Source organism: Roseomonas acroporae, assembly GCF_023223525.1.
Taxonomy (GTDB): Bacteria; Pseudomonadota; Alphaproteobacteria; order Acetobacterales; family Acetobacteraceae; genus Roseomonas_E; species Roseomonas_E acroporae.
In genome coordinates this window covers 1-23,925 of record NZ_JALPRX010000112.1, presented here as the reverse complement: position 1 = coordinate 23,925, position 23,925 = coordinate 1, and the positions used below count along the sequence as shown (strand labels likewise).

At 69.7% G+C, this 23,925-nt stretch carries 18 protein-coding genes; 6 read left to right on the top strand and 12 right to left on the bottom strand.

The window, feature by feature from the left end; all coding sequences use genetic code 11:
* Positions 1–165 precede the first annotated feature (165 nt).
* The 11 genes from M0638_RS23000 to M0638_RS22950 form a co-directional block, all read right to left on the bottom strand.
* Entirely contained in the window at positions 166–2,535 is a 2,370-nt protein-coding gene (locus tag M0638_RS23000) for an AAA family ATPase (RefSeq protein ID WP_248669302.1), read from the bottom strand.
* Positions 2,532–3,299: a PD-(D/E)XK nuclease family protein gene (locus M0638_RS22995; RefSeq protein ID WP_248669301.1), complete on the bottom strand. Its 768-nt coding sequence runs from the start codon at positions 3,297–3,299 to the stop codon at positions 2,532–2,534. Before M0638_RS22995 ends, M0638_RS23000 begins: the two co-directional genes overlap by 4 nt.
* Before the next feature lie 14 nt (positions 3,300–3,313).
* The gene (locus tag M0638_RS22990) at positions 3,314–3,508 is read right to left on the bottom strand and encodes a DUF6511 domain-containing protein (protein ID WP_248669300.1); all 195 of its coding nucleotides are present in this window, start codon (positions 3,506–3,508) and stop codon (positions 3,314–3,316) included.
* 165 nt (positions 3,509–3,673) lie between these two features.
* Positions 3,674–5,350, bottom strand: a complete 1,677-nt coding sequence (locus M0638_RS22985) for a DEAD/DEAH box helicase (RefSeq protein WP_248669299.1) — start codon at positions 5,348–5,350, stop codon at positions 3,674–3,676.
* A 17-nt stretch (positions 5,351–5,367) separates the two neighbouring features.
* Complete coding sequence (locus M0638_RS22980) at positions 5,368–5,979, bottom strand: hypothetical protein (protein ID WP_248669298.1); 612 nt, start codon at positions 5,977–5,979, stop codon at positions 5,368–5,370.
* Positions 5,980–5,995: 16 nt separating this feature from the next.
* On the bottom strand, positions 5,996–6,886 hold the full coding sequence (locus tag M0638_RS22975) for an ATP-binding protein (RefSeq protein ID WP_248669297.1): 891 nt from the start codon (positions 6,884–6,886) through the stop codon (positions 5,996–5,998).
* Positions 6,886–7,377 carry a hypothetical protein gene (locus M0638_RS22970; protein ID WP_248669296.1) on the bottom strand — a complete coding sequence of 164 codons (492 nt, stop codon included), beginning with the start codon at positions 7,375–7,377 and terminating at the stop codon, positions 6,886–6,888. Before M0638_RS22970 ends, M0638_RS22975 begins: the two co-directional genes overlap by 1 nt.
* Positions 7,377–7,631 carry a hypothetical protein gene (locus M0638_RS22965; RefSeq protein WP_248669295.1) on the bottom strand — a complete coding sequence of 85 codons (255 nt, stop codon included), beginning with the start codon at positions 7,629–7,631 and terminating at the stop codon, positions 7,377–7,379. Before M0638_RS22965 ends, M0638_RS22970 begins: the two co-directional genes overlap by 1 nt.
* Before the next feature lie 121 nt (positions 7,632–7,752).
* Positions 7,753–8,313 (bottom strand): sigma-70 RNA polymerase sigma factor region 4 domain-containing protein, encoded by a 561-nt coding sequence (locus M0638_RS22960; RefSeq protein WP_248669294.1) that lies wholly within the window; start codon positions 8,311–8,313, stop codon positions 7,753–7,755.
* Between the two features lie 108 nt (positions 8,314–8,421).
* The gene (locus M0638_RS22955) at positions 8,422–9,378 is read right to left on the bottom strand and encodes a winged helix-turn-helix domain-containing protein (RefSeq protein ID WP_248669293.1); all 957 of its coding nucleotides are present in this window, start codon (positions 9,376–9,378) and stop codon (positions 8,422–8,424) included.
* On the bottom strand, positions 9,338–10,573 hold the full coding sequence (locus M0638_RS22950) for a hypothetical protein (protein ID WP_248669292.1): 1,236 nt from the start codon (positions 10,571–10,573) through the stop codon (positions 9,338–9,340). Before M0638_RS22950 ends, M0638_RS22955 begins: the two co-directional genes overlap by 41 nt.
* Positions 10,574–10,900: 327 nt before the next feature.
* Here M0638_RS22950 and M0638_RS22945 point away from each other — a divergent pair, with 327 nt between their 5' ends.
* The 3 genes from M0638_RS22945 to M0638_RS22935 are packed head-to-tail and all read left to right on the top strand — an operon-like array spanning position 10,901 to position 13,178.
* Complete coding sequence (locus M0638_RS22945; RefSeq protein WP_248669291.1) at positions 10,901–11,416, top strand: DUF2924 domain-containing protein; 516 nt, start codon at positions 10,901–10,903, stop codon at positions 11,414–11,416.
* Entirely contained in the window at positions 11,413–12,765 is a 1,353-nt protein-coding gene (locus M0638_RS22940) for a recombinase family protein (protein WP_248669290.1), read from the top strand. Before M0638_RS22945 ends, M0638_RS22940 begins: the two co-directional genes overlap by 4 nt.
* Complete coding sequence (locus M0638_RS22935; RefSeq protein WP_248669289.1) at positions 12,762–13,178, top strand: hypothetical protein; 417 nt, start codon at positions 12,762–12,764, stop codon at positions 13,176–13,178. Before M0638_RS22940 ends, M0638_RS22935 begins: the two co-directional genes overlap by 4 nt.
* Before the next feature lie 969 nt (positions 13,179–14,147).
* On the opposite strand, the gene M0638_RS22930 is transcribed toward M0638_RS22935, so the two are convergent.
* Entirely contained in the window at positions 14,148–14,447 is a 300-nt protein-coding gene (locus M0638_RS22930; RefSeq protein ID WP_248669288.1) for a hypothetical protein, read from the bottom strand.
* A gap of 71 nt (positions 14,448–14,518) precedes the next feature.
* Between M0638_RS22930 and M0638_RS22925 the strand changes: the two genes are divergently transcribed.
* The 3 genes from M0638_RS22925 to M0638_RS22915 are packed head-to-tail and all read left to right on the top strand — an operon-like array spanning position 14,519 to position 23,910.
* The gene (locus M0638_RS22925) at positions 14,519–17,233 is read left to right on the top strand and encodes a hypothetical protein (RefSeq protein ID WP_248669287.1); all 2,715 of its coding nucleotides are present in this window, start codon (positions 14,519–14,521) and stop codon (positions 17,231–17,233) included.
* On the top strand, positions 17,214–21,548 hold the full coding sequence (locus M0638_RS22920) for a DEAD/DEAH box helicase family protein (RefSeq protein WP_248669286.1): 4,335 nt from the start codon (positions 17,214–17,216) through the stop codon (positions 21,546–21,548). The genes M0638_RS22925 and M0638_RS22920 overlap by 20 nt, the downstream gene beginning before the upstream one ends.
* A 4-nt stretch (positions 21,549–21,552) precedes the next feature.
* Complete coding sequence (locus tag M0638_RS22915) at positions 21,553–23,910, top strand: hypothetical protein (protein WP_248669285.1); 2,358 nt, start codon at positions 21,553–21,555, stop codon at positions 23,908–23,910.
* Positions 23,911–23,925: the final 15 nt, after the last annotated feature.

Genomic DNA, 23,925 nt, shown 5'->3' with positions numbered 1-23,925 from the left:
GGCGCGCGCCAAAGGGGCGCGCGCGCCCACCCCCGTAGGGGGTGGATGAAACGCCTAACTCCTCCTGTGGGATCAACCTGCTGATTTCATTCGGAAAAAGAGGAGTTCGGAGGAGTTTGGGAGGAGTGAGGTGCCTAACTCCTCCGTCGCGCCAAGCTGTTGATTTCATGGCGAATCTTTTCGGAAGGAGTGAGGAGTTAGGCCTAACTCCTCAGGAGTGAGGCCATCCAGAACCCCCTCCGGGTAGACCCAGACCTCCGGGTTTTCGACCTCGAGGCAGTTGCCCGACTGGGGGCATTTGAAGTGGCTGGGCAGCACCCGCAGGGGGATGTTGGTGATCTCCCCGGTGGTGGGATCGACGGTCTCGACACCGCTGCCGAAGGTCATGCCCTCAACGCAGAGATAGCCGAAGCGGGAGCGGACGGTGGGGTGGCCGAACTCGGTGCCGTCCCGCCGGAACTTCACAAAGCCCTTGGTCGCCAATACGCTGAGGCGCTCGCGGATGGTATGCTTGCTGCCGAGATCAGACTGGTTCTCGAAGGCCTCGGCGAACTGCATGGTGGAGTAGAGACGGCCCTCGGCGGCTTCATCGAGCAGGATGCCGAGGATGACGTCATGCTTGCGCAGGCGCTCCGCATCGAGCTTGCGGCCGATGTCCTTCCGCACCAGGCGCTCACCTTTGCGATCGAGCTCGACCCAGCGGCCAGCGACCTTGTCCACCCGCATCGGCTCGAGGCCAGGGCCGTTGCGGAGCTCGACGTGCAGCTCGCGCGCGGTGTGCTCCTCGTCCGGCCGAAACAGGATCAGCCCCGAGGTGTAGAAGCCGCGCAGCGCGCTGGCGCCGGACAGCGCCAAAAAGGGATCGTCCTTGACCTGCTGCTTGCTCAGCTTCTTGGTGTGGTGGGCGAGGATGATGCCGGCCTCGGGCGCGACCTGATCGCGCAGCGCCTCAACCCGGCTCTGCAGGAAGAACAGCATCGCCGCGTTGTCGTTCTCGCCTTCGCCGGCAGGACCACCGTCGAACAGGTTGCGGATCGGGTCGATACAGAGGATGTCGGGCGGCGCGTCGGGGAAGGCCTGGCGGATCGCCGCGGCGACCAGCGCGACACTTTGTGCGTCCAGCAGCATGCGCAGCTTCGGCGTGACGACGAGGGTGTCACGGGCGCGCGCCAGGATGGCGGGGTCGAGGCGGAGCTGCTGCAGGCGCTCCCGCAGGTAGTGGTACTGGATCTCGGCCTGCAGGTAGAAGACGCGCAGTGGCCGCGGCGCGGTGAAGCGCAGGAAGGGCGCGCCGGCGGCGGCGTGCACCAGCAGGCTGATCAGGAAGTCGGACTTGCCGACCTTCGGGGCGCCGCCGAGCACCAGCATGCCGCCCGGGGTGAGCAGCCGCGGCCCGATCAGGTCCTCCGGCATCGGCGAGGTATCGTCGAGCAGGGCGCCGAGGGTGTGCGCGGGGACGGCTGCGGGCGGCGCCTCGGCCCGGAGCAGCGGCGGACCGTTGCGCTCGACGTGCAGGGCCCAGATCGCGTCCGCTTCGGCCTTGAGGCGTTCCAGCGGCCAGGCAGGGCGCAAGCAGGCAGCGTTGTAGCCACAGATCGCCTCCCAGCCCTGGTCCGGTGTCAGGCGGCCCTCATGGACCTGGCGGATGAAGTGCCCGATGGCAGCGCTGGCGCCCTGGAAGCGGGTCCAGCCGTCCTGGGCGCCCTCGCGGACCGGGGTGGTGAGCACGGCGTCGAGGCTCGGCCAGTCACCCTCCGAGGCGGGCTGGGCGCGCTCCTGGCCAGGCAGGAAGGGCATGGTGGCCACGGCCTCGGCGAGCTCGGCGAGGTCCACCTCCCGCCGCGGGTCGTGGTGGCGGATGGCGACGACCCGTTCGGCGCCCCCTTTGCGGTAGACCGTGCCGGGGACACGGATCGGCTGGTGGGCGGAGCGGAAGTGCGCGTCACCGCCGACCTTCTCGGCCATCTCGCCGCGCAGCGCGCAGAGCCGCGCGAGATCGGCGCCCTCCGCGGGCTCGGTCAGCCGCCACCAGACGTGCAGCTTCGCCGCGCCCTCGACGGTGCGACCGCCGCTCTCCACCAGTAGGGTGGGCGGGCCGAGGTGGCGGACGAGGTGACCGAGCTTCGCCTCAATGTTGCCGGCGTCAAGGTCCACGACCACGGCCTGCATCTGCTGGATATGCTCGGCGCGGGCCTGGCCGTGCTCCGCCACCGTGCCGGGAATGACGTAGACCGCGGTGCCCTCGCGCGCGGCCCAGGTGGCGTAGGCGCCAAGAGATTCCGTGGCATGCCGATCAGCCGGGACCCAGATGTTGTGGGGGCGGCTTTCGATGCCCTGGCCCTGATCCACGAAGCCACGGACCGGGATCAGCCCGTCGCAGTAGCCGAACACCACCTCGAGGAAGGTGGCGATGGCCGCCAGGTCGATGGCGACCTTCCCTGCGCCGGGAAGGTCGGCGGCGGTGTCGGCGCACCCAGCCGGCTCTTCCTCCCAGGACAGCCTCGGCGCGTCGTTGAAGTCGCCCCAGAGGCTCATGCCGGCAGGCTCCAGCAGCGCTTGGCCCATGGGCAGAAGCGGCACTCGTGGAAGTCGGGGCTGGTCGCCGCACGCGGCAGCAGGTCGCCTGCATCGCAGGCCCGCAGCCCCCGCACCGCCCGGTCCGACATGCGCTGCGCCAGCTCGGCATCGAACGGCACCAGCTCGTGGTGGAGCTCAGCGGTATCCTTGTTGATGGCAGTGAACAGCGCAGGGTGGTCGCCGACGCCCGGCACCGCGGCATCCATGTAGGCCTGGTAGACGGCGATCTGGGCGGCGTAGATCGGCTTGGCGACGGCGACGCCCTTGTTGGCGGTCTCCCGCCAGGCCTTGGCGTTCATGGTCTTGCATTCCCAGAGCGTCGGGAACGCCAGACCGGGGATCTCGGGCCCGCCGGCCAGAATGCCGTCGACATGGCCGCGGATCCGCCCGCCCGCCACCGCGAAGCCGAACTGCTCGCCGTCGGGACGGTCGCCCTTGCGGGTGTAGAGGGCGAAGCCGGCGCCGCGGAGCCAGGCGACGGCGACATCCTCCAGGGCATGGCCGATGCCGAAGATCCGCAGAATGCGCCCGTCGAACTCCGCTCCCTCGTCTTTCGGCGCCTGCAGGAACTCGAACTGCAGGGCCCGCTCGCAGGCGTGGCCGAGGCGGGAGCCGCCGAGGTAGCTGCGCGGCGGTGTCGCGGCCTGGCGCACGACCAGGGCGGCGTCGATGGCGGCGTTGACTTGCAGGGCGGTCTGGCCGCGGCTGTTGAAATCCAGCATCAGAGGGCCGCCTCCTAGGCCGGCTCGCCGCGGGCGATGGCCTGCATGGCATCCTGGAAGCCGCCGACCGCGACCTCGATGAGCGTCAACACCTGTGCCTCCGCGAGGTCCTGCAGGCGGGTGCCCCAGCCGATCTGGGCCATGGTCTCGGCGACCCGGCGCATGGCGGCGCGGATCGCCGCCTGTTCCTGCTCGGTCAGGTCAACCATGGCGGGCGAGCTCCGCGCTAAGTGCGTCCAGAAGCCCTGGCAGGGCATGGAGCAGAAGGAGGCCGAGCGCCGCGGCTTCTTCCCCGACACCGTGTCGAACCAGCCAAAGCCACGGGCCGGGCGCGAGCAGACGGCGCAGGGCGGAGCAGGAGCGCGCATGGCCGGTCATGCCGCCTCCGCGAGGCTGCTGCCTCCCGCGGCCATGACCAGGCTGCGGATCGTGTGCCGATTGAACTGGAAGGTCAGCAGCGCTGAAGCCTGATAGCGGGTCATCCCGAGGTCCGCCCGGGTGGCAAGTGGCAGGTGGATGAGCTGCTTGTCGGTCGGCGGCTGACGCAGCCAGGCCTTGCTCTTGTGCGCACTCTCGTCGGTTTCGCGCTCATTCAGCCAGTCATCGGCCGCGGCCAGGCAGACCAGGCGCTCACCGACAGCCAGCAGCCGGGTGCGCTCACCCTTGCCGCCCCCCACGGCGTGCCAGCGGCCATTCAGGAAGAAGATGCCGCCCCAGCCGTTGAAGCCGTTCGCCACGAGCGCCGCGTCGTCACCGAACAGGTCGCACCACTGGAAGCTCGAGCGCCGCAGCAGGTCGATCTCGGTCATAACGAAGTCGGTGAGCGGCGTGACCTCCGTACCGCCCGGCTCGAAGGCGTGGCCACAAATCGGGCACTCCATGACCGAGATCGGCACCTCCGCCTCACAGGAGGAACATGTCTTGGTCGGAGCCTCTCCGGTGCCGGGCTGCAGGTCGAGATTGACGTCCTGCTCCAGGGAGCCGTGGATCTGCGACGAGGTGCCGAAGTCGAGGACGATGCAGTCACGCTTCACGACCCTAGGGAACTCGGTCGGGTCGACCGTGCGCAGGCCCCGACCCACCATCTGGATCATGGTGCACTTGAAGGAGCTGGGCCGGAGCAGCACCACACAGGAGGTGGGCGAGTGGTCCCAGCCCTCCGTGAGCACGGCGACGTTGACGACGACCTGCGCCTTGCCGGAGGCGTAGGCAGCCAGCATCGCGCGGCGCTCGGCATCGGGCATGTCGCCGGTGACGAGCACCGCCGGCACGCCCGCCTGCTGGAAGGCCGCTGCGAAATGCTCGGCGTGCGCGACGGTGGAGCAGAACACCACGGTCTGCCGATCGCAGGCGCGCTCACGCCAGTGCCGGATCACGGCATCGGTGACTGGGACGGTGTCCATCACGCGGGCGACCGCGCCCATATCGAAGTCATCGCCGGCGCGCGGCACCTTCCGCAGCTCGTCTTGCACCCCGACGTCGATCACGAAGGTCCTGGGCGGTACGAGGTGGCCGGACCCGATCAGCTCCCCCAGCCGGATCTGGTCGGCGACGTTGGAGAACACCGCCCGCAGGCCCCGCTTGTCGCCCCGGTTCGGTGTCGCCGTGACGCCGTAGATGCGGCACACCGGGTTGCGCTTCAGCGCCTGGTCGATGATGCGCCGGTAGCTGTCGGCGATGACGTGGTGCGCCTCGTCGACGACCAGCAGGTCGAGCGCCGGCATGGCGTCGAGGTTCGCCGCCCTGGCCAGCGTCGGCACCATGGCGAAGGTCACCTGGCCGTCCCAGGCCTTGGTGGTGGCATCGACGACCGAGGTGCTGATGCCGGGGTTGACCCGCCGGAACTTCGTCCGGTTCTGGGTCGTGAGCTCGTCGCGGTGGGCGAGCACCGCGGCTTTGGCCGCGGTGCTGCCGATCTGCTCGCCCACCGTGGCGGAGAGCATGATCGTCTTGCCGGCGCCGGTCGGGGCGACGCCGAGCGTGTTGCCGTGCTCGGCGAGCGCGCGCAGGCTGCGCTCGACGAACAGCTTCTGACGGGGGCGGAGCAGCATGCTGGCGGCGGCGCCCCTCAGCGCGCCCAGGCCGGACGCGGGTCGGCGGCGGAGCCCGGCGCGGCCGCCGGGGCGGCGGGAAACGCCCCCTGCGCCACCAGCGGCGGGGCGTAGACCGGCGCCGCGGCAGCCCGGCTCCCCATCACCTGGGCGTAATCGCGGTGGTCCGGCGTGACCGCGGCGCGGATCTCGTTCTTGGCCTCGCCGGAGGCATCGGTGCCGAGGTCGATGCGGGCGACGAACTCGAGGCCGTCCAGGTCGGCGAAGCCGCCGATCCGGCGCGCCGCCTGTGCCTCGGGCGAGACATCCTTGTCGGAGATGCCGCGGGCGGAATTCAGCATCGCCCGCACGAAGCTGCGGCCCATGTTGCCCCAGTCGGGGCCCTTCGGGCTGTAGAGCCCGATCAGGGTGAAGATCTTCCGCTTCGAGTACGGTCCCTCCAGCACCGTGAATTCACCGTTTAGGTAGACCGCGCCGGTGCCGCCGCGGGTGGCGTAGCCGCCGGTCCAGCCCTGCGCCGGGTCGTCGAAACCGCCGGGGCGGATGGTCAAGCGGACCTTGGCCAGGGTGCCCTTGGGGATCAGGTTCGGGTTCTGCTGGGCGTCGTTGTAGTCGTTCCAGGAAGCCATGTGTGTGCTCCTCGACTCAGGCGGCAGGGGTGTCGGAAGGGGTGGCGAGCGCGGTGGCCGGCGCTGTCAGCGCAAGGCGCTCCGCGATCGGGCGCGCGGGGCCGGCGATCTTCTCGAAGAGCCGCCCGAGATCCGGCGGCTCCACCAAGTCCAACCGGCCGCTGCGGTCCTTGGCCGGGAAGCCCCAGGGGTTGATGGTCTGGCAGACCAGCGCGCGATACGGCGGGACGGCCGGCTGACCCGCGACCTGGTCGGGCTTGATCTCGGCCATGGTGATGACCTGATCGACGATGCCGGGCAGCTCGAGGCCGGTCTTGCTGCCGTCGATCTGCGGTGCGAAGACCCTGCGGTTGAAGTCGTCGAGGCGCTCGTCGAGGATGCCGACGAAGACGACATTGCGACCGCGGGCGTGCTGCAGGTGGGTCAGCCAGCCGAGCATCTCGCGCCCGTGCAGCCCGTAGGCGCCGCGGATGTCGGGCTTGCTGGTGCGCTCGGAGAAGGCCTCGGGCTGGCCGCGGCACCACTGGAAGCAGAGCCGGCCCGCGACGGTGATGCTGTCGATGAACAGCGTCCGGTAGCGGTCCATCTGTGACGGATCGCCGTAATCGCGCGCCACGCGGGCGTGCTGTGCGGTCGAGTAGGCCTGGTCGTCACGCAGCGCCGGGTTCGGACCCGCGAGGACCAGGGCGAGGTCCCGGCATTCCTCCCACGTGCGCGGCCGCACGGAGGCGCCCGGCCAGCCCTGCACGGCGAGGTCGCCGGCCTCGAGGTCGATGAACAGCGTGCCGTCCTCGGGCAGCGACCAGAGCAGCGACGTCTTGCCGATGCCGCTCTTGCCGAAGACGCAGGCCTTGACGCCGCGCGGCTCGGCCATCCGCTCGTCGGCGGTGATGATGCGCAGCGCCATCAGGCGGTCTCCGCGTTCAGGGTGAGTCGGAAGGTCTGGCGGCCGGTGCGGACGGTGCGCGCCGGCTCGAAGGCCGTGCGGATGCGCTCGGGCCAGGCGGCGTAGGCGCGCTCGGAGACCTTGAGGCTCACCTCGACATACTCGCCGGGGTCCTCACCGCCCTGCCGGATGCGCTCCACGAGAGCCGTGAGCTGCGCTTGGTCCCACTCGACCTTCTTCGGCAGATCGGCGACGACCGTGACCGCGCTGTCCTCGAAGCGCACCGTGCCGGTGTCCTTGCCGGCCTCGGCGCGGGTGGCGATGGCGCGCTGCTGGTAGCGCGCGGCGATGACGCCCTCGATCCAGTCCTGCAGGCGCTTGCTGGCCTCGAGCGCCGCACGGGCTTCCTCCTGCAGGAGCGCCAAGTGCTCCGGCGGCGCGGACAGCAGCGCCGAGACCGGCATCTGCCGCATGTCCTGCAGCGTCGGGCGGTTCACCAGGGGCGCCGCCATCACGCGGCCTCCGCGAGGTGGAACAAGAGCATGGCCGGCTGCGCCCGGCGCGGACGGCGCCGCGCGACGATGTAGTAGGAGTAGTCCTCCTCGCCGTGCCTGACCTGCACTAGGTCGGCCAGCCCAGCCTCGGCCAGCGTCCAGGCGCGGCTGGCCAGACGGACGAGCGCTTCACGCTCTCGGTCCGCCAGCATCTGCGTCAGCGGCGAGATCTCCCGGGACGAGGAAGCCGCGGTGGTAGGCCAGGCGATCACCCGGCGCCGCGGCGCCGAGCCAGGCGCAGAGCGCCACCTCCGAGAGGGGCGCGTCTGCGATGCGGGTGTCAGTGGTGCGGGTCTGCATGCCGATGATTACCCAGGCTCGCGCCGATCTGTTTCACGCCGCCGAGGACACGCCGGCCGCCAGCAGGCGCAGCCGCATCTCGCGGAGCCGACGGAAGGCCGTGGTGCGGGACAGGCCGACCTTGCGGGCGGGGCTCGCCTCGCCGCGGGCGAGCACCCGGCAGAACTGGACGTCCTCCTCGCCCAGCGCCTGCGCGGCGCGATCGAGATCCAGCTGGCGCTCCAGCGCGGCGATGGCGTCGGTCGGCTGGCCCATCCACGCGCCGTACCCGTCCGCCTCGCGCAGGGCGCCGCCGACGGTGAGACCGCCGGGCAGCGGATCGTCGAGCGAGGCGAGATGGCGCATGGCGCGCTCGCGGCAGGCGCGGCGCGTCAGGACCGTGGCGCGGTGCCGGAAGCAGGTCATGGCGAAGGCCGCCAGCGTGCCCAGGGCCGGGTCGAAGCCGAGCAGGCGGGTGATCAGGTCCGTGAGCAGGTCCTGGCGGAGGTCCTCCGCCTCGTCGGCGGGCAGCCGCAGGCGGCGGCAAAGCCCGCGGGCCATCCGCTCCGCGATGGGAAGCAGCGGCTCGAGGTCGGCGTAGGTGTAGGAAGGCATGAAGGGCTCCGCCTCATCGGTGGTGATGGGCGGAACCTGCCTGGGTGGCGTTCCCACAGGGGTGGGACAGGTGTGGGACGAGTGTGGGAAGGCCGCCCGGGCGAGCGGCTACTCGGCGGCCCAGGCAGTGAGCGGCGGCAAGGAGAGCAGGTAGCCGTGCCCTGTGTGACTCTCGACGAGGCCGGACACGGCCTTCGCGCCGAAGGCCTTCGCCAGTTGCCGCCGGAGTTCCGCGACGAGGTCCCGGACCGCGGCGGGCGATGTCTCGGCGCTGAAGAGCTCCCGGTGGAGGTCGTGCGGAGCGACGACCGGCTGCCCGCGTCGGTGTTGCCGAACCAGGATTCGGAGCAACTGGAACGGCCGCGGCGGCAGGTACGCCTCTCGGCCGTCCAGCCGGACCGTGCGGGTCGCCGGCGTCAGGACCAGCCGGTGCCGCCCGGCGTTGCCGTCCGGCAGTCGCGCCACATCGAAGCCGAGGAGCGGACCCTGCCCCGGGGCGAGCACGACCTCCGCCGCGGCGGTGTGGTGGACCCCCTGGCGGGCCAGGGCCGCGCGCTGAGTGTCGGGCAACGGCGGCCCGAGGAGCACGATGGCCCCCTCGGGATCGACCGTGCGGAGCGACCCGACGAGTCCGGGCAGGAGCAGCCCGGCACGGGTCGGCGCGGCGGCAAGGACACGGCCGTCTGGCAGACTACCCAGGCGCCAGAGGCCCGGCGCCAGCTCCTCGGCCGGTCCGAGGCCCATCGCTGCAGCGGCCTCGCCGGCCAACGCGGGGATGGCGACGCGGAAGGTGAACAGGAGGTCGGACGCCAGCACCTCGTCGCGGCGGTGGTCGGCGGCGCAGGCCACGTCCCCGTCCCAGCGCACGCGGCGCTCCTCGGCACCGCAGTCGCAGTCGGCGCAGCGATCCCACTCGGTCAGCCGCTCGCCGTGCAGCAGCACCCCGAGCTCGAGCAGGCGAGTGAAGGCCGCCGCCTCGTCGGGTCCATGCTGCCGGCCAAGCATGATGGCCGGTTCGCCGGCCTCACTCAGCCGCCAGAGCGATGCCGGTAGGCTGTCGGGCATGGACGAGGTTGTTCAGCCTGAGGAGGTCCATGACCCGCTTCTTGTGGCGGCTGCGCGGGAAGCCGAGCGAATCCGGTGGCTTGATCTTCACCGTGATGGTCGGCGCGCGGCCGCCGCCGGGCGTCTTCAGCACGATGCGGGCGACGAGGTGGGCGAGGCGCCACGCGTTGTCGCCGTAGACGATGTCGGTGCGGCTCGCGTGCAGCAGTCTCAACGCCTCGCCGCCGGTGTCGCGCACCGTGGCCGAGAACAGGGTGCGTTCCTTGCCGGTCCGGAGGTCCGTCGCGACGCGGTTCGCCTGGGCCTCGACGATCTGCACCCGGTCGATCTCCTCGTCCGCGCCGATGCGGAAGGCGAAGGCGCCTCCCATCCGCTCGGCAGGCTCGAGGGTGTACAGCCGCTGCGCGTCGGCGGCCTTGAAGAGCCGCGGCCGCCCCAGCACCTCGTCGGCGAAGGCCTCCGCGAGATCCGCCCTCCGCTTCTTGGCGCAGCCCCAGACCGTCAGGCGGCCGGCAATGGCCAAATAGGCCAGGACGGCGGTGTCGACCTCCTGGAAGCTGCGGACCGTGTCGCCGTCCTTCTCGATCACCTCGGTGGTGACCGGCGGCGCGCCGTGCCGGATGGCGATGCAGACCTCGTCGCCGTCCTCGTAGGGCCTGACCCGGCAGAACTCGCCGCGCAGGTCGGCGGCGAACAGGGCCGCCGCGCGGAGCCGGAACGCCTCCAGCCTGTCCGGCGTCAGGTCCGCGACCACCCCCTCCTCCGTGGCGTTGAACTCGGAGACGCTGGGCGGCTGCAGGAAGGTCACCGTGCCCTCCGCCTCGGCGAAGACCTTGGGGTGGTCCACGAAGGCGAGGAGCGCCAGGTCGCGCGGGGTCATCTTCGCCCCGGCGGCGGGCTGGACCATGACGACGCCCTGCCGTGCCGCCTCGTCCAGCAGCACCTGCATGGCGACCGGCGTGTCCAGCCGGACGATGCGGTGCAGGTCGTGCACCAGGCCCTCGGGATAGCGGTCCTTGGGGCCGAGCAGGAATTCGGACACTGCCTGCCGGCCCAGCGCCGCGTCCGACTCCAGCAGATCCAGGTCCAGGCCGACCAGCGCGTCACAGTGGGCGGCGAGCAGGCGGCCCAGCACCGTCCAGTCGACGGTGCGGAGGAAGCGCTGGTTGGCGAACTTGGCGAAGTCCCGCAGCATGCGAAGCCCATGTGGCGTTCGCGAACCGTTCTACATCACGGGCGCGTGTGGAGTCGAATCCGATCTACGGACGCGCCGGAACAGATCGTCGCGTGCCCGGGTAATCAGGGGCATGGCACTGCAGGCCGTCACCCGGACCAATTCGCACCTGCCGCCGCACCTGCGGGAGGTCTGCGCTATCCTGGCCGCCGGCCTGCTGCGGCTGCGGAGCCGCGCTGCCGAGGATCTCGCGCGCGACGCCGAGCAGGCCGGGGGGGCGGGAGACGTTCGCCTACACTCCACCGCCCGCCAGCGCCGTCATACGAACCCCAGGAGAGAGGGAGTCGCATGACCCGACGATCTAGCAGCAAGGCACAGCGGCAGGACGCAGCGCCACCGGCACCCACCGTCCCGAAGATTCCGCCCGCGCAGGTCCTACCGCGCCTCGCGGCGCTGCAGACCGCGACGGCGGCGGAGCTGAAGGAGCAGTGGCGGGCGCTGTTCGGCAAGGAGCCGCCGCCCTTCAACCGGCCCTACCTGCAGAGCCGGCTGGCCTACCGCATCCAGGAGCTGGCCTACGGCGGCCTGAAGCCCGAGACCCGGGCGCGCCTGGAGGCGCTCGGGGAGCAGCTCGACGGCGGCAACGTGGTGCTGCGGCGGATCCGCGCCGACAGCCGGCCGCTACCCGGGACTCGCCTGGTCCGCGAGTACGACGGCGTGCAGCACGTCGTGACGGTGCGCGCCGATGACTTCGAGTTCCAGGGCCAGCCCTACCGCTCCCTCTCCGCGATCGCCCGGCACATCAGCGGCACGCGCTGGAACGGCTGGACCTTCTTCGGACTGAAGGGGAGGCCCGGGGCATGAGCCGCCGCAAGCTGCCCGACGGCGTCATGCCCGCATCCGTGAAGAAACTCCGCTGCGCGGTCTACACTCGGAAGAGCACTGACGAGGGGCTCGACAAGGAGTTCAACACCCTCGACGCGCAGCGCGAGGCCTGCGAGGCTTACGTCGCTAGCCAGCGGGCCGAGGGCTGGCTCCTTGTTCGTGATCGCTACGATGATGGCGGCTTCTCCGGCGGCACGCTGGAGCGGCCAGCCCTGAAACGGCTGCTGGCCGACATCGAGCAGGGCCTGATCGACGTCATCGTGGTCTACAAGATCGATCGGCTCTCCCGATCGCTGATGGATTTCGCCAAGCTGGTCGAGACCATGGAGGCGCACCGTGTGACCTTCGTCTCCGTCACGCAGTCCTTCAACACGACGACCAGCATGGGGCGGCTGACGCTGAACATCCTGCTGAGCTTCGCGCAGTTTGAGCGCGAGGTGATCGGCGAGCGGATCCGCGACAAGGTCGCGGCGTCGAAGGCGCGCGGGATGTGGATGGGCGGCAAGGTGCCGCTCGGCTACGATGTCGCCAACCGCAAGCTGGTGGTGAACGAGCCGGAGGCCGAGCGCGTCCGGCGCGTGTTCGAGCTGTTCATCAAGACGAGCTCGGGCATCGAGACGGTGCGCCGACTGCAGGCCGAGGGAGTGACGAGCAAGTCCGTCAAGCTGCTGGACAAGGGCGACGTCTACAAGGCGCTGAACCTGCGGACCTACGTCGGCGAGGTCACGCACAAGGGCAACGTCTACCGCGGCGAGCACCAGGCGATCGTGCCTCGGGACCTTTGGGATCAAGCACATAGGATCCCGCAGGTCAGCCCGCGCACCAGAGCGGCGCAGCACCGCCAGCACGCGCCGGCGCTGCTGAAGGGGCTGATCTTCGGGGTGGACGGGCGGGCGCTGTCGCCGACTCAGTGCGTGAAGAACGGCAGGATTTACCGGTACTACGTGGCCCAGCGCGTGCTGAAGGGCGACGCTCCAGGCGACGACGGCATCGTGCACCGGGTTTCGGCCGCGGAAATCGAGATCGCGGTAGTGGACCAGGTGCGGGCGCTGCTGCGGCAGCCGGAGATCGTGGCCGGCACTTGGCTCGCGGCGCGGACCGAGGCACCGGACCTGAAGGAGGACGAAGTATGGGAGGCCCTGGCCCGGCTCGACCCGCTATGGGGCGAACTCTTTCCGGCGGAGCAGTCGCGCATCGTTCGGACTCTGGTAGAGCGGGTAGTGATCGGGCCCGCAGGGGCCGACATCCGGCTGCGAGTGGAGGGGCTGGCCGGGCTCGTCCGGGACCTCACCGCCATCGCGCCCGAAGCGCTGAAGGCAGCGGCATGACGGTAGCGACCAGCATCACGGTCCGGGTGCCGCTGACGATCCGGCGGCAGCCGGGGCGGAAGACGGTCGTGACGCCGGTCCGGGCCGGCGGTGAGGCGGCCCTCCCGACGCGCGCTGACCCGGCGCTGGTGAAGGCGCTGGCCAGGGCGTTTCGGTACCAGCGCCTGCTGGACGAGGGGCGGTACGCCTCGATTAGTGAGATGGCGGCGGGGGAGAAGATCGAGCGCGGTTACCTCGGCAGTTTGCTGCGGCTGACGCTGCTGGCGCCGGATATCGTGGAGGCGTTGCTGAATGGGCGCGCTGCGCCGGATCTGACCTCGCCGCGGCTCACGGAGTCGTTCCCGCTGTCCTGGGCCGAGCAGAAGGCGCTGTTTGCTCCTTGCCCCGCCATCCTAACGGGAGCAAGCCAGTGACGCGGATCACCTTCACCATGGACGAGCCCGGCCTCATTCGCCGGATCTGCGCGGACGAGGAGGTCGACGTCTACATCGTGTGTCCGGCTACGTCGCGGGATTGGGTATATTGGTGGAGTTCGCTCCAGGTCGGGTCGAATCAGGTCGACAAGGGCATCGACAGATGGCCCATTGGGAGCAAGGCTCACCTGCCCTCGGTGAACTGACGACCAGGAGCGACGAGCATCACGGTCCGGATGCCGCTGAACGTCCGGCGTCGGCCGGGGCGGAAGACGGTGGTGACGCCTGCGCCCGGCCATGAAACAGCCCCTTCCGACGCACGCCGACCCGATTCTGGTAAAGGCGCTGGCGCGGGCGTTCCGGTCATAGCGGCTGCTGGCTGTTGAACAGCGCCTACTCCAATTCGATTCCATCACACAGGCGCCGGGCCTCGCCGGGGTCCTCCGGCCAGACTGGCGCCTCCGACGGACCTGGAAGGCCAGTGCGGATCGCCTCCAGCAGGCCCAGACGGGCGAGCAGGCGCCAAGCCATAGCCTTCCGTGCCGTAACGGTGGCACGCCCGTCCCGCATGCCGCGTTCGCGCTCGACTAGCACACGCCGCCCTCTGGCTAATCCGGGATTCGGCACTAGGCTTAGCCGCACAGTCTCGTTCCATGTAGTGTCGGCCGCTTGGGGGACCCACTCCCCTGTACCGTCACGGGCGGAAAAAATGTGGGCCAGTCGCAGGTCCGAGAATCGGGAACGTGCCGATACCCAGCCCCTGACATGCAGCAGGCCGCCGTCTTCAAAGAAAGAATGCGGACACCACAGCGACCGCTCGGCGCCGCGCACGGCCGAAAAGACCTCCAGCTCGCATGGTACGCGGCGCCGAGCCGAGGACAGCACGGTGCGGAGTATATCCTCGTCCACCTCGCCCGCGAATGATGGCACCCCCTCGTCGAAGATCGCCGGCAGCCCGCCAGCATCGTCTCACGGCGGTGGGCCGTAACGCAGCCACTCGGCGAAGCTCACCTGGAAGATTGGCGCGAAGCTGCGGGTCGCCTCGTAAGCCTTGGTACGGTGATTCAGCGCCAGCGAGCCCGGCGCAAGGTTGGCGTAGGTCGCAACGTCCTGGCTGGCCTGCGACACCGAAACCGAAAACCGCTGTGCCAGCTCGGGCCTCCGGAACCGGCCCTCCCACCTGAGGGCGCCATCGATCCACCGCAGCCGCTCCGTGGCAGCCGGGCCATGTCGACGAGAACTGATATGTTCTAGTGAATCGAAGGCCATGCTCTAATCACTAACTCATTTGACGGTCATTGTCAGCGCCCATAGCGTCCCGGTGCCGAAGGAGACACTCAATGTCGGGCAAACCGCGGGACTGGGAGGCGAAGGGTAGGCGCGACCTCATTCCAGCGCGCGCAGCCGAGAGAGAGGCATTGCGGGCGGCCGAAGTTCGCGAACGGCTAGTTCGAATCAGCAAGCCGCATCAGGCAGCGACAGCGCTGCCGCCGCGGCCGCCGGGAGGCTACGGCAGTGGTATCTCATGCCCACTGGCTACGCCGCTCCGATATGCCCGGACAACCGGCACCGGTGAGGAACTGGTTCTTTCCGAAGCCGGCCGGTCGTTGATCGAAGCCCTGTTCTCCAGCATGGACGACCGCCGAGATCGGACGGTCCTCGCTTGGCCGAATCGGCCTGAGGGCGCCTTCGTCGCAGCCGCTATCGCCCTTCACGAGGGTCGCGCTACCGGCCGCCTGGGCCGTGCCGCAGTCGCGCTCTGGCCCTGGCGGGACAGCGCCACCGTGCATGCGGCCCGCTCAATCCTGGTGGAAAGCCAGGATCTCATTGCAGTGGCCCGCGCCGCGGCGAAGGACGTCCAGGACGACAAGGAGTGGTCTCGTCAACCGGACGCGCAGGACACGCTCAATGTCGTCCACTTCTCCTTGCGGGGCGCGAAGCGGCGCGGCCGTTGGACGGTGAGCCGCCCCAACCTCCTCGAGATCACGCCCACCTTCGGCCCCCATTCGGTTGAGCCTCACTACCGAACGGATCCTGCCCAAGTCCTCTACCGCGTTCGCGAGCACACGAGAATCGCCGACATGGGTGCAGCCTGCGCCAATGCTAACCTCGGGCGGCTCGGCGACCCGTCGAAGGCCCCGCTCGCCGTGTTCGGGCTGCCGCCCGCGGCGGAGCGCGACGTCGCCCGCTGCCTCGCCTTTCCTCGGTTCGCCAATCTCGGCCTGGACGCGATCCTAGTGGACGCGACGCGCCGGATCCGCGACGAGCTTGGTGATCGCTGGGAGCGCGGCCTCGTTGCCCTCCTTGGGGCGCTCGACCGCATGGGAACCGCCCGGCCGGGCGTCGTCGCCCTCGCTGACGACGCATTCGGTCTGAGGGTTGTCGAGGAGGCGCTGCGCAAGCGCGCCCAGGCCGTCAGGCCGCAGCGCAGGCCACTGGAGCGCCGCGGCATGCTGCTGGTCCAGCGCTCGCTCCTAGGTCCGGCATCCTCGCCTGCGCTCCAAACGCTTCCCGAGGTCGAGTACAGATTCGATCTCAAGGACGGAACTCTCCTGGCCACCCGGCGCGCCCTGCTCGGCTTGGCGCAGCGGGCCGAGCGGGAAGGGGACGCCGACGCTGCCAACGGCGCCCGCGCGGCCCTCGCCTTTATCAGGAGCATTGCCAACCTCCCGGTGGGCTACGACGAGGCCATGCGAATTGTCTGGGCGAACCACGCCTCGGACGACGAGCTGGACCTGCGCATGCGGCGCCGCCTCGGGCTGGACACGGCGCTCATCCCCCTTCACGACGCGTGGTCCGCGCGCGACGGTGCCTTCAAGGTCGAGCTGGACGAGGTACGCAAGGAAGTTCAGCGCCGCATCGACGGCTGGCGCAAAGCCACACCGATGTCCCTGAAGCTCCGTGGCGTCCTCTCAAAGGCCAAGCGGGACGGCAAGGACCCGCTGCTGGCGCTGCCGGGCTCCGACAGCTTGAGCCTGTTCTCCGCCTCGTCCCTCGCGGACGAGTTTCCGTGCCGCGCCGTCGAGACCCGCAGGCTGGCAGATGCCGTAGCGGCCCACGAAACCCCTCTGGTTATTGTCGTCGGCCCCTCGCCGGAAACCGTGCGCCTTCTGCTCACCCTTGATCCCAGCCCTCCCAAGGTAGCGCTGGTCGGCGACGCAGCCGGTTCCGCCCTGCTCGCCGCGGAACTCTATCCCCTGACGCGGACCGCGAACTTCGCTCCGGTTGCGGCGAGAGCCACCGCGATGCTGCGCGAGCTCGGAAAGGTCGAGGCTGATCTCTCCGAGGATATGGCCGAGACCCGCGCACCGCCGCTGCCGGACCTCATGAACCTGGACTTCACTCGGGAGGGCGGGCGCTACGAGGGCGCGGTCGTCAGGGTCGTGACCGAGGGTGGCTACTCAATCGCTTACCGGAAGGGCAGCGACGTCCTGCGCCAGACCCCGGACGAGTTACGCTGCTTCGAGCGGGCCAGGGCCGCCGACCTCCGGCGCGGCGACTCTATCCTGGTCCTGGTGCCCCGCCTGCTCGAACAGTTCCGCGAGGCGTTCGCTAGGTCGCCCGGCGCGCAGCGCGAGCTGCGCGCCTACCACGAGGCCGTCGCCCGCTGCTGCGCGTCCTTGCCAGGCCGGACGCACCGCGACCACGCATGGGAGGTTCTCCACCGGATCCAGCGCGCGGACCCGACCTTCGGTGACTTCGAAATCGACAATGTGGTCCGCTGGGTGCGCGTGGACGGCAATACCCTGGACGACCCCGGCGCCCAGCCGCAGACCCCGCGCACCTGGGCCAGGTTCAGCCGCTTCACCCAGGTATTGGGAATGTCACCAGCGCTGGCCGAGGCGTACTGGCGCGCCGCCATCCGCCCCGCCCGCTCCTTCCGCATCAGCGAGGGGATGATGTTCCACGAGCGGGCCGTCGCCTTCGTCGCGGATCCCGAAGGGGTCATGGCCCGCCCAGGTGCCCGCGACCTCGCCCCGCTCTGGCAGGCGATCTTGGAGAACGTTGACACCGTGAGAACCGTGGAGGCCGTGAATGCCGCCGACCGAGCCTGAACCCGCCTCGAACCCCGGCATGTCCCTCGCCGACCTTTCGCTCCTGTCCTGGGACGAGGCCCAGGAGCTGAAGGAGGGTGTCGCAGACGCGCTGACCGAGCGTATGCGCCACGTCGTCTGCGGCGAGGGTGAGCACGGGCGGGTGTTCTACGGGGACAAGCCATCGCGCATCCTGTCCTCGGGCTTCCTGCTCCCACGCATCAACGCCAGGAACGACGAGGAGGTATCCGACATCTCCATCGCCGCGCATGGCATGGACCTCCGTGTCGTGGCCCATGGGGAAGGGGTGATCCGGGTCAGGCCGTCCTTCAGCGTCTACGCCCGCGCGATCCCAGACGAGGATGAGGTGTTCGGCGGAGCGGCCGGAGGCGTCCGCCTGCGGCCGAAGGCAAGGTTGAACCCGGATGCCAGGCGCCACATCCGCGACGTAATCAGGTCGCGCGTCCGCGCGGAGGGCGCGGCAGGCTCGACCGCCGAGAAGCTGGCGCGGCGGCGCCGCATCACCGTCGAGGTCTACCGCGAAATGGGCATCGGGGTGCCCGAGGAGGGCGTTCCGATTGAGGATCTCCAGGTCGGCGCCAACGAGGACGACGCCGAGCTCGACCGCAATGCCGACCGCGACCTGCAGATCCCGGCCCACCTCGCCGTGCCCTACGCCATCCCGGATAAGTACGTGCGCCTCGAGGTCACGCCGCCGGTCCTGGAGCTGCCGCTGCCCTACGACGCGGAGGAATGGCGCCGCCGCGCCGATGGTTACTCGACCTCCCTCAGGGGCGTCATCAGGGAGACCTACGCCGCCTGGCTGGCCACGGACGAGGGACGCGAGCAGGCTTGGCGGCGGGGGCGGGTTCCCTCCACCGCGTTCTGGAGCCGCGAGAGCTGGGGCGAATACGTCAGGGGCCTTCGCGGCACGCCGCCAAACCTGGATCACATCGATCCCAGGATGGAACTGAAGTTCCTCGTCCAGGGCGACCCCGAGGTGATGGAGCCGGGTGTCGTCTCCCTCAGGCTCGCCATCGAGAACTACCGGGAGCGCACAGAAGAGCACGAGAGCGGCATCTTCCATGTCTTCCTTTCCGTGGAGGTTCCCTCGGGCGTCCTCCGTCAGTCCTACCTGGAGAGGATCAAGCGCAGCTATCACCTCGACGGCCTGCTCGGGATCCCAGCGACCGGCGTGAACGGCGGCGTGCGCCACCATGAGGAGGACGGCGCCCACCGCCTGACGACATCCTGGGCGCCGCGCTTCGTGCTCCCCCGCATGCAGCCGACCCGCCGCGACGTCGAGGTCGGCTACGGACAGCTCTCGGACTACGGCTTCGACGTGGCCAGGCTGCACGCGCTGCCCCGCAGCATGGCCGACTGGATCGAGGAGGTCGAGCGGAGCATCTCCCCCACTCTCTTCGAGCCGGGAGAGGAGGTGACCGAACTCGACCGGGCCAACGAGCGCAGCAACTTCGACAACGACATGTCCCGCTGGCGCGAGGAGAGGGACCGCATCGAGCTCGGCGTGTCCCTGCTCGTCGAGTCGCGCGAGGCATACCTCCGGGACCCGAAGTCGGAGGCCGCGATCCCATACAAGGCGTGGGTCTTCACCAACCGGGCGTTCCTGGAGGCGGCGGAGATGGCGGCAAGGGGCAAGGAGGGGGACCTGCCGAAGCCCGGCTGGCGCCTGTTCCAGCTCGCCTTCGTGCTGACCCACCTGCCGACGCTGGCCTCCCGGGTGCCCAGCTTCGAGAGGTACTACCGCGAGGCGTTCGACGAGCTCGCGGCCAGCCTGCTCTACATGTCCACCGGCGGCGGCAAGTCCGAGGCGTTCTTCGGCGTCCTGGTCTTCGCTCTCTTCTTTGACCGGCTCCGGGGCAAGCGGCGCGGCGTGACCGCGATGATCCACTACCCACTTCGGCTGCTGACGCTCCAGCAGGCGCAGCGCCTCATGGGGCTGCTGGCGCGCGCGGAAATGATCCGGCGTGACGAGGAGCTTGGAGGCGCGCCCTTCGAGATCGGCTTCTGGGTCGGCTCCAGCAACACGCCGAACGACATGAACTACGGCGACTTCGGGTCGGAGAAGGAGGAGGCCAAGGACATCCCGGCGGCCGACGACCCCAGCCACTTCGACGAGGAGGCACTGCGAGATGCGGTGCCGGCCTACGCCCAGAAGGCCGACGCCTGGAACAAACTGCCGCGCTGCCCCTTCTGCGACGGCGAGGGGACGGTCCTGCGCAAGTTCCCCGAGCGGCACTGGCGCCTCGGCATCGTCTGCCTCGACCCGGAGTGCGAGTGGAGTCGCGCGCACGGAGGGGGCGACCCCGAGCCACTGCCATTCCTGCTTGTGGACAAGGACATCTATCGGCACGCGCCCTCCGTACTGTTAGGCACGATCGACAAGCTCGCGCTGATCGGGAACAACCCGCTCACCATCAACCGCCTCGCCGGGATGTTTGGGCTCGCCCGCTGGATCGAGGGCGACGACGACACCGGCCTGCTGTTCTCGCCCAACTACCCGAAGACCCTGCGCGACGGGCCGCCGAGCGGGATGCGGACCGTCGCCCCGGCCTACCGCGGCGGTGCCGACATCTTCCTCGACCCCCTGCCGAGCCTGATCATCCAGGACGAGCTGCACCTCTTGGAGGAGAGCCTCGGCACCTTCGGCGGGATCTTCGAGACGACGCTCTTCGCGCTGTTCGAGGAGTTCGCCGCCCGGATGGGCAAGCGAGCCTGCCGGATCCCGAACGCCCCCGAGCGCTTCAGGATGCCGCACGTGATCGGGGCCACCGCGACGGCGACCGACGTCGCGCGGCAGATGGCCAATCTCTATATGAAGAACGTCTGCCAGTTCCCGCACCCCGGCCCGCGCCTCTACCGCTCCTTCTACTCCGAGCTGGCCGAGTTCCGGGGCACCGAGGCACGGGCGGCCCGCACCCAGGCCGTCGCCACCGCCAGGCAGCAGGAGACGGCCGCCCCGTGGGGGCGGGTCTACATCACGCTGCTGACGAACGGCCGCCCGCACACCGCGACCACGATCTCGGTGCTGAGCGCCTACGCCTGCGGCGTGACGCGATGGACACGTGACCTCGCGTCGGGCGACCCCGCAAAGCAACGCCGGGCGGCGGACGAGATGGTCGGGGCCGTCCTGGGGAACGCGGCGAACCCCTGGCGCGAGCGCCAGGCCGCCGTGATGCGGCGCTACGCCGAGCAGGGGAGGTGGGACGTGCTGGTCACGCTCGTCGACCTGCACCGGATCGCCTTGACCTACGTGACGAACAAGAAGGGTGGCGACCAGCTTCTGTCGGCCCTCGGGCGGCAGGCCGACAAGGACCACCGCGCCATGGGCGCCTCCTACGTCCTCTCCAAGTTCCTCATGGAGCTGATCTCGGGCGGGGTGGACGTGAAGACCATCCAGGGGGTCATCCTCAAGGCCCGTCGCCCCTTCGCGGTCGGCCAAGAAGACATCGACCAGACCCTTCGCGCCATCGTCGCCACCTCGGCCATCTCCCACGGGGTGGACGTGGACAACTTCAACGCCATGTTCTTCGCCGGAGCCCCGTCTGACATCGCGGAGTACATTCAGGCATCCTCCCGCGTCGGACGGACGCATGTCGGGTTCTCGGTGCTGATCCCGACGCCGCAGAACCGGCGCGACCGATTCATCGTGGACTTGCACGAGCCCTATCACCGCTTCCTGGAGCGCATGATCTCTCCCCCCGCCATCGAGCGGTGGGCGGACAAGGCGGTGCGGCGGACCGTGCCCTCGCTGTTCCAGGCGTTCTTCGCCGGAGTGCTGCACCAGCGCTACTTCGTGGCGGCGGGCGATGCAGAGAAGGCGGACGTGACGTTCCCGAGGACCGTCGCCGACGTCCGTAACGAGATGACCAAGGACCGCAGCGGCGCAAGGATTTCCTGGGACAAGGACACGGGCAAGGCGGTTGTCGACGATTGCATCGCTTTCGTCCAGCGCGCGGTCGGGCTCCGCGGCACCGTCGGCGGAGCCCCCGTCCCGGACCACTACGAGCGGCTCATCCGGGACGAGATCGGCAACATCCAGGGCGTCATCGAGGTCGGCGACTACACCGGCGACCTGTCCAGGTTTTGGGAGGCCCAGTGGCGCGGCCTCCCGAAGCCCATGACCAGCCTGCGGGACGTGGACGAGGCCGGGGAGATCTCGGCCGCGCCCTCCACGCCTCGCGTCCCCCGGATCAGCTCCGAGCGCCTCGCGGCGGCCATGCGGCTGATCCGCAACAGGCGGGCAGGCGACCGGCGGAGCGCCGCAGACGGCTCTGAGACCGACACCGACACCGACGACGGAAGTGAGGACTGAGGCCATGGTGAACTCGAACAGGTACGGCCAGCGCGCCAGCCGCGTCACCAGGACGGCCCCGGGCGGCTCCGGCGGCGGACGCGGCGGGCGGGCTGGACCCGCCGCCGGGGGCGGCGGCTTCGAGGAGCCGCGCAAGCCGCGCCCCGAGAAGCCCAAGACAATGCACCGCAGCCGGGGCCAGCTCGCCACCGTCTACGCGCCCGGCGCGCTCTTCACCTGGGAGGGCGGGATCGGCGCCTGCATGTCGGTCCCGCTCAGGAACGACCCGGCGGACATCGACGGCATCACCCAGCAGCGCATCTACGAGCAGATCGCCGAGTTCATCATGTCTTGGCGCCAGCGGGCCACCGCGGCGGAGAACCTGAACCACGAGGTCAGGATCGAGCAGACCGTCGACCGAAGGGTCATCAGCAACGGCGAACTCCGTCTTGGCCAGGACAGCTTCTCCTTCGTCAAGGCGACCAGGATGGGCTTTGTCCCGTTCCCTCTCGCCTTCGCGTGCCGCCGTTGCGGCTTCCACCGCAAGTGCACGGACGTGAACCGCGCCGAGGAGGAGGCCATGAATTTCAGGCGGGCGTGCCCGGAGCCGGGCGGCCCGGGCGCCTGCGCCGACGACTGGGAGCAGATCGATGTCGTCCAGGTCCACTGGTCGGGCGCGGTGGAGCCGCTCACGCCGGAGACCCGGATGTGGGACCACGCTCGCACCGTCGTGTCCTTCGACGCATGCGAAACCTGCGGGGAGAAGCGGTTCCGCCTGAAGCGCCCCACTGCCTCCTTCTCCGACTGGTACTTCGAATGCGTGTCCTGCAAGACCTGGCGGCAGATCCTGCAGAAGGACGACTACACGCTGCGCCTCATCGGCCCCGGCATCGAGACCGGCGCCACCCGGCAGGTCGAGGTCAACATGGAGCCGGTAAGCTACCGGGCCAGCGCCGCCTTCTATCCCCAGGCCGACCGCATCCTGGTCTACCGGGACAGCACGCACCTCGACAAGCTCAGGCACGGCAGCGAGGCCGAGCTGCACCGCTTCCTGGGCGAGCGTTACGGCTACCCAGGCGCGGATCTCGACGATGCCGAGAGGGAGCGGCTCCTTCAGAAGCTGGAGCGTGGCCACGAGTGGACCGACTACCAGAACAACAAGGCGCTGCTCGACATGATTGCGCCGAACCCCCAATTCCCGCAGGCCCAGAAGGACAGCCTCAGGGCCACCATCAGCCGGTGGGAGGGGATCTGGGAGAAGGAGGTGTTCACGAACCGCGACCGCGGCTCCCCGGCCCTGCGCGCCAGGGTGGACGAGCGCATGAACTACGTGCGGCGCTTCGACCCCATCCGCCTGGCCGTCGAGCACAAGACGCTCGAGGACGGCACTCTCCTCAGCAATCTCACGGTTGGCGGCAAGCCCCTTTCGGTTGACCTCGCGGTGCCCGAGAGCGATCCGTTCCTGCTGCCAGACCAGGTCAGGAACGACGCCCAGGCCCTGCGGTCGATGCAGACCGAGGTCCGGAGGCGGCTCGACTACCTCGGCATCGAGCGCATGCGGCTGATCCGAGAGCTCGACGTCTGTGAGTTCACCTTCGGCTTCACGCGGACGGAGTCAGGCCCGATCGTCGTCCGGGACAAGAACGGCAGGGTCGCCATGCCGGTCCGCCTGAACCTCTTCGACCGCCCGGGCGAGGCGGGCCACCCAGTTTACTGCATCAAGCAGGCCAACGAGGCGTTCTACGTCAAGCTCAAAGAGGACGCCGTCCTGCGCTGGCTGGCGGCCAACGGCATGGCCGTCGACCTCGGCAATCCCGCCATCCGCCTTGGCGGCAAGCTGATCGAAGACTTCCCGCACCTGTCCTTCACGCGGTTCCTCGACGACTACAGGCTCCCGCAGCGCTCCCCGCGGGCCGCCTACCCCTACGTCTTCACCCTGATCCACACCATCGCCCACCAGATGATCGAGGTGATGTCGGAGCTGTCCGGCCTGGACCTCGGCTCCTTCAGCGAGCACCTGTTCGTCCCCGACCTCGCCTTCATCATCTACCGGCGCGGCACCACCATGGACCTTGGCAACCTGAGCTCCATGTGGCGCAACTACGGCAACAGGGAGACCGGGAACACGGTGCTCAACCGCCTGGTCGAGCGGGAGTCCCTGCGCTGCGGATCGGAGTCCGTCTGCATGCGCAAGGGCGGCGCGTGCCCCGACTGCGTCCTCATTCCGGAGACCTCCTGCGTGACCAGGAACGAGTTGCTCTCGCGCTCCGTGCTGGTCGGGCGGGGGGTCCCGACCTGGGACCAGGACACCCGCTCCCTGGTCGGCTTCTACGACGTCGTCGCCGAGATGGCGTGGACTTCCCCCCGAGGAGTGGAGGGGTGAGATCAGAGCGTCATG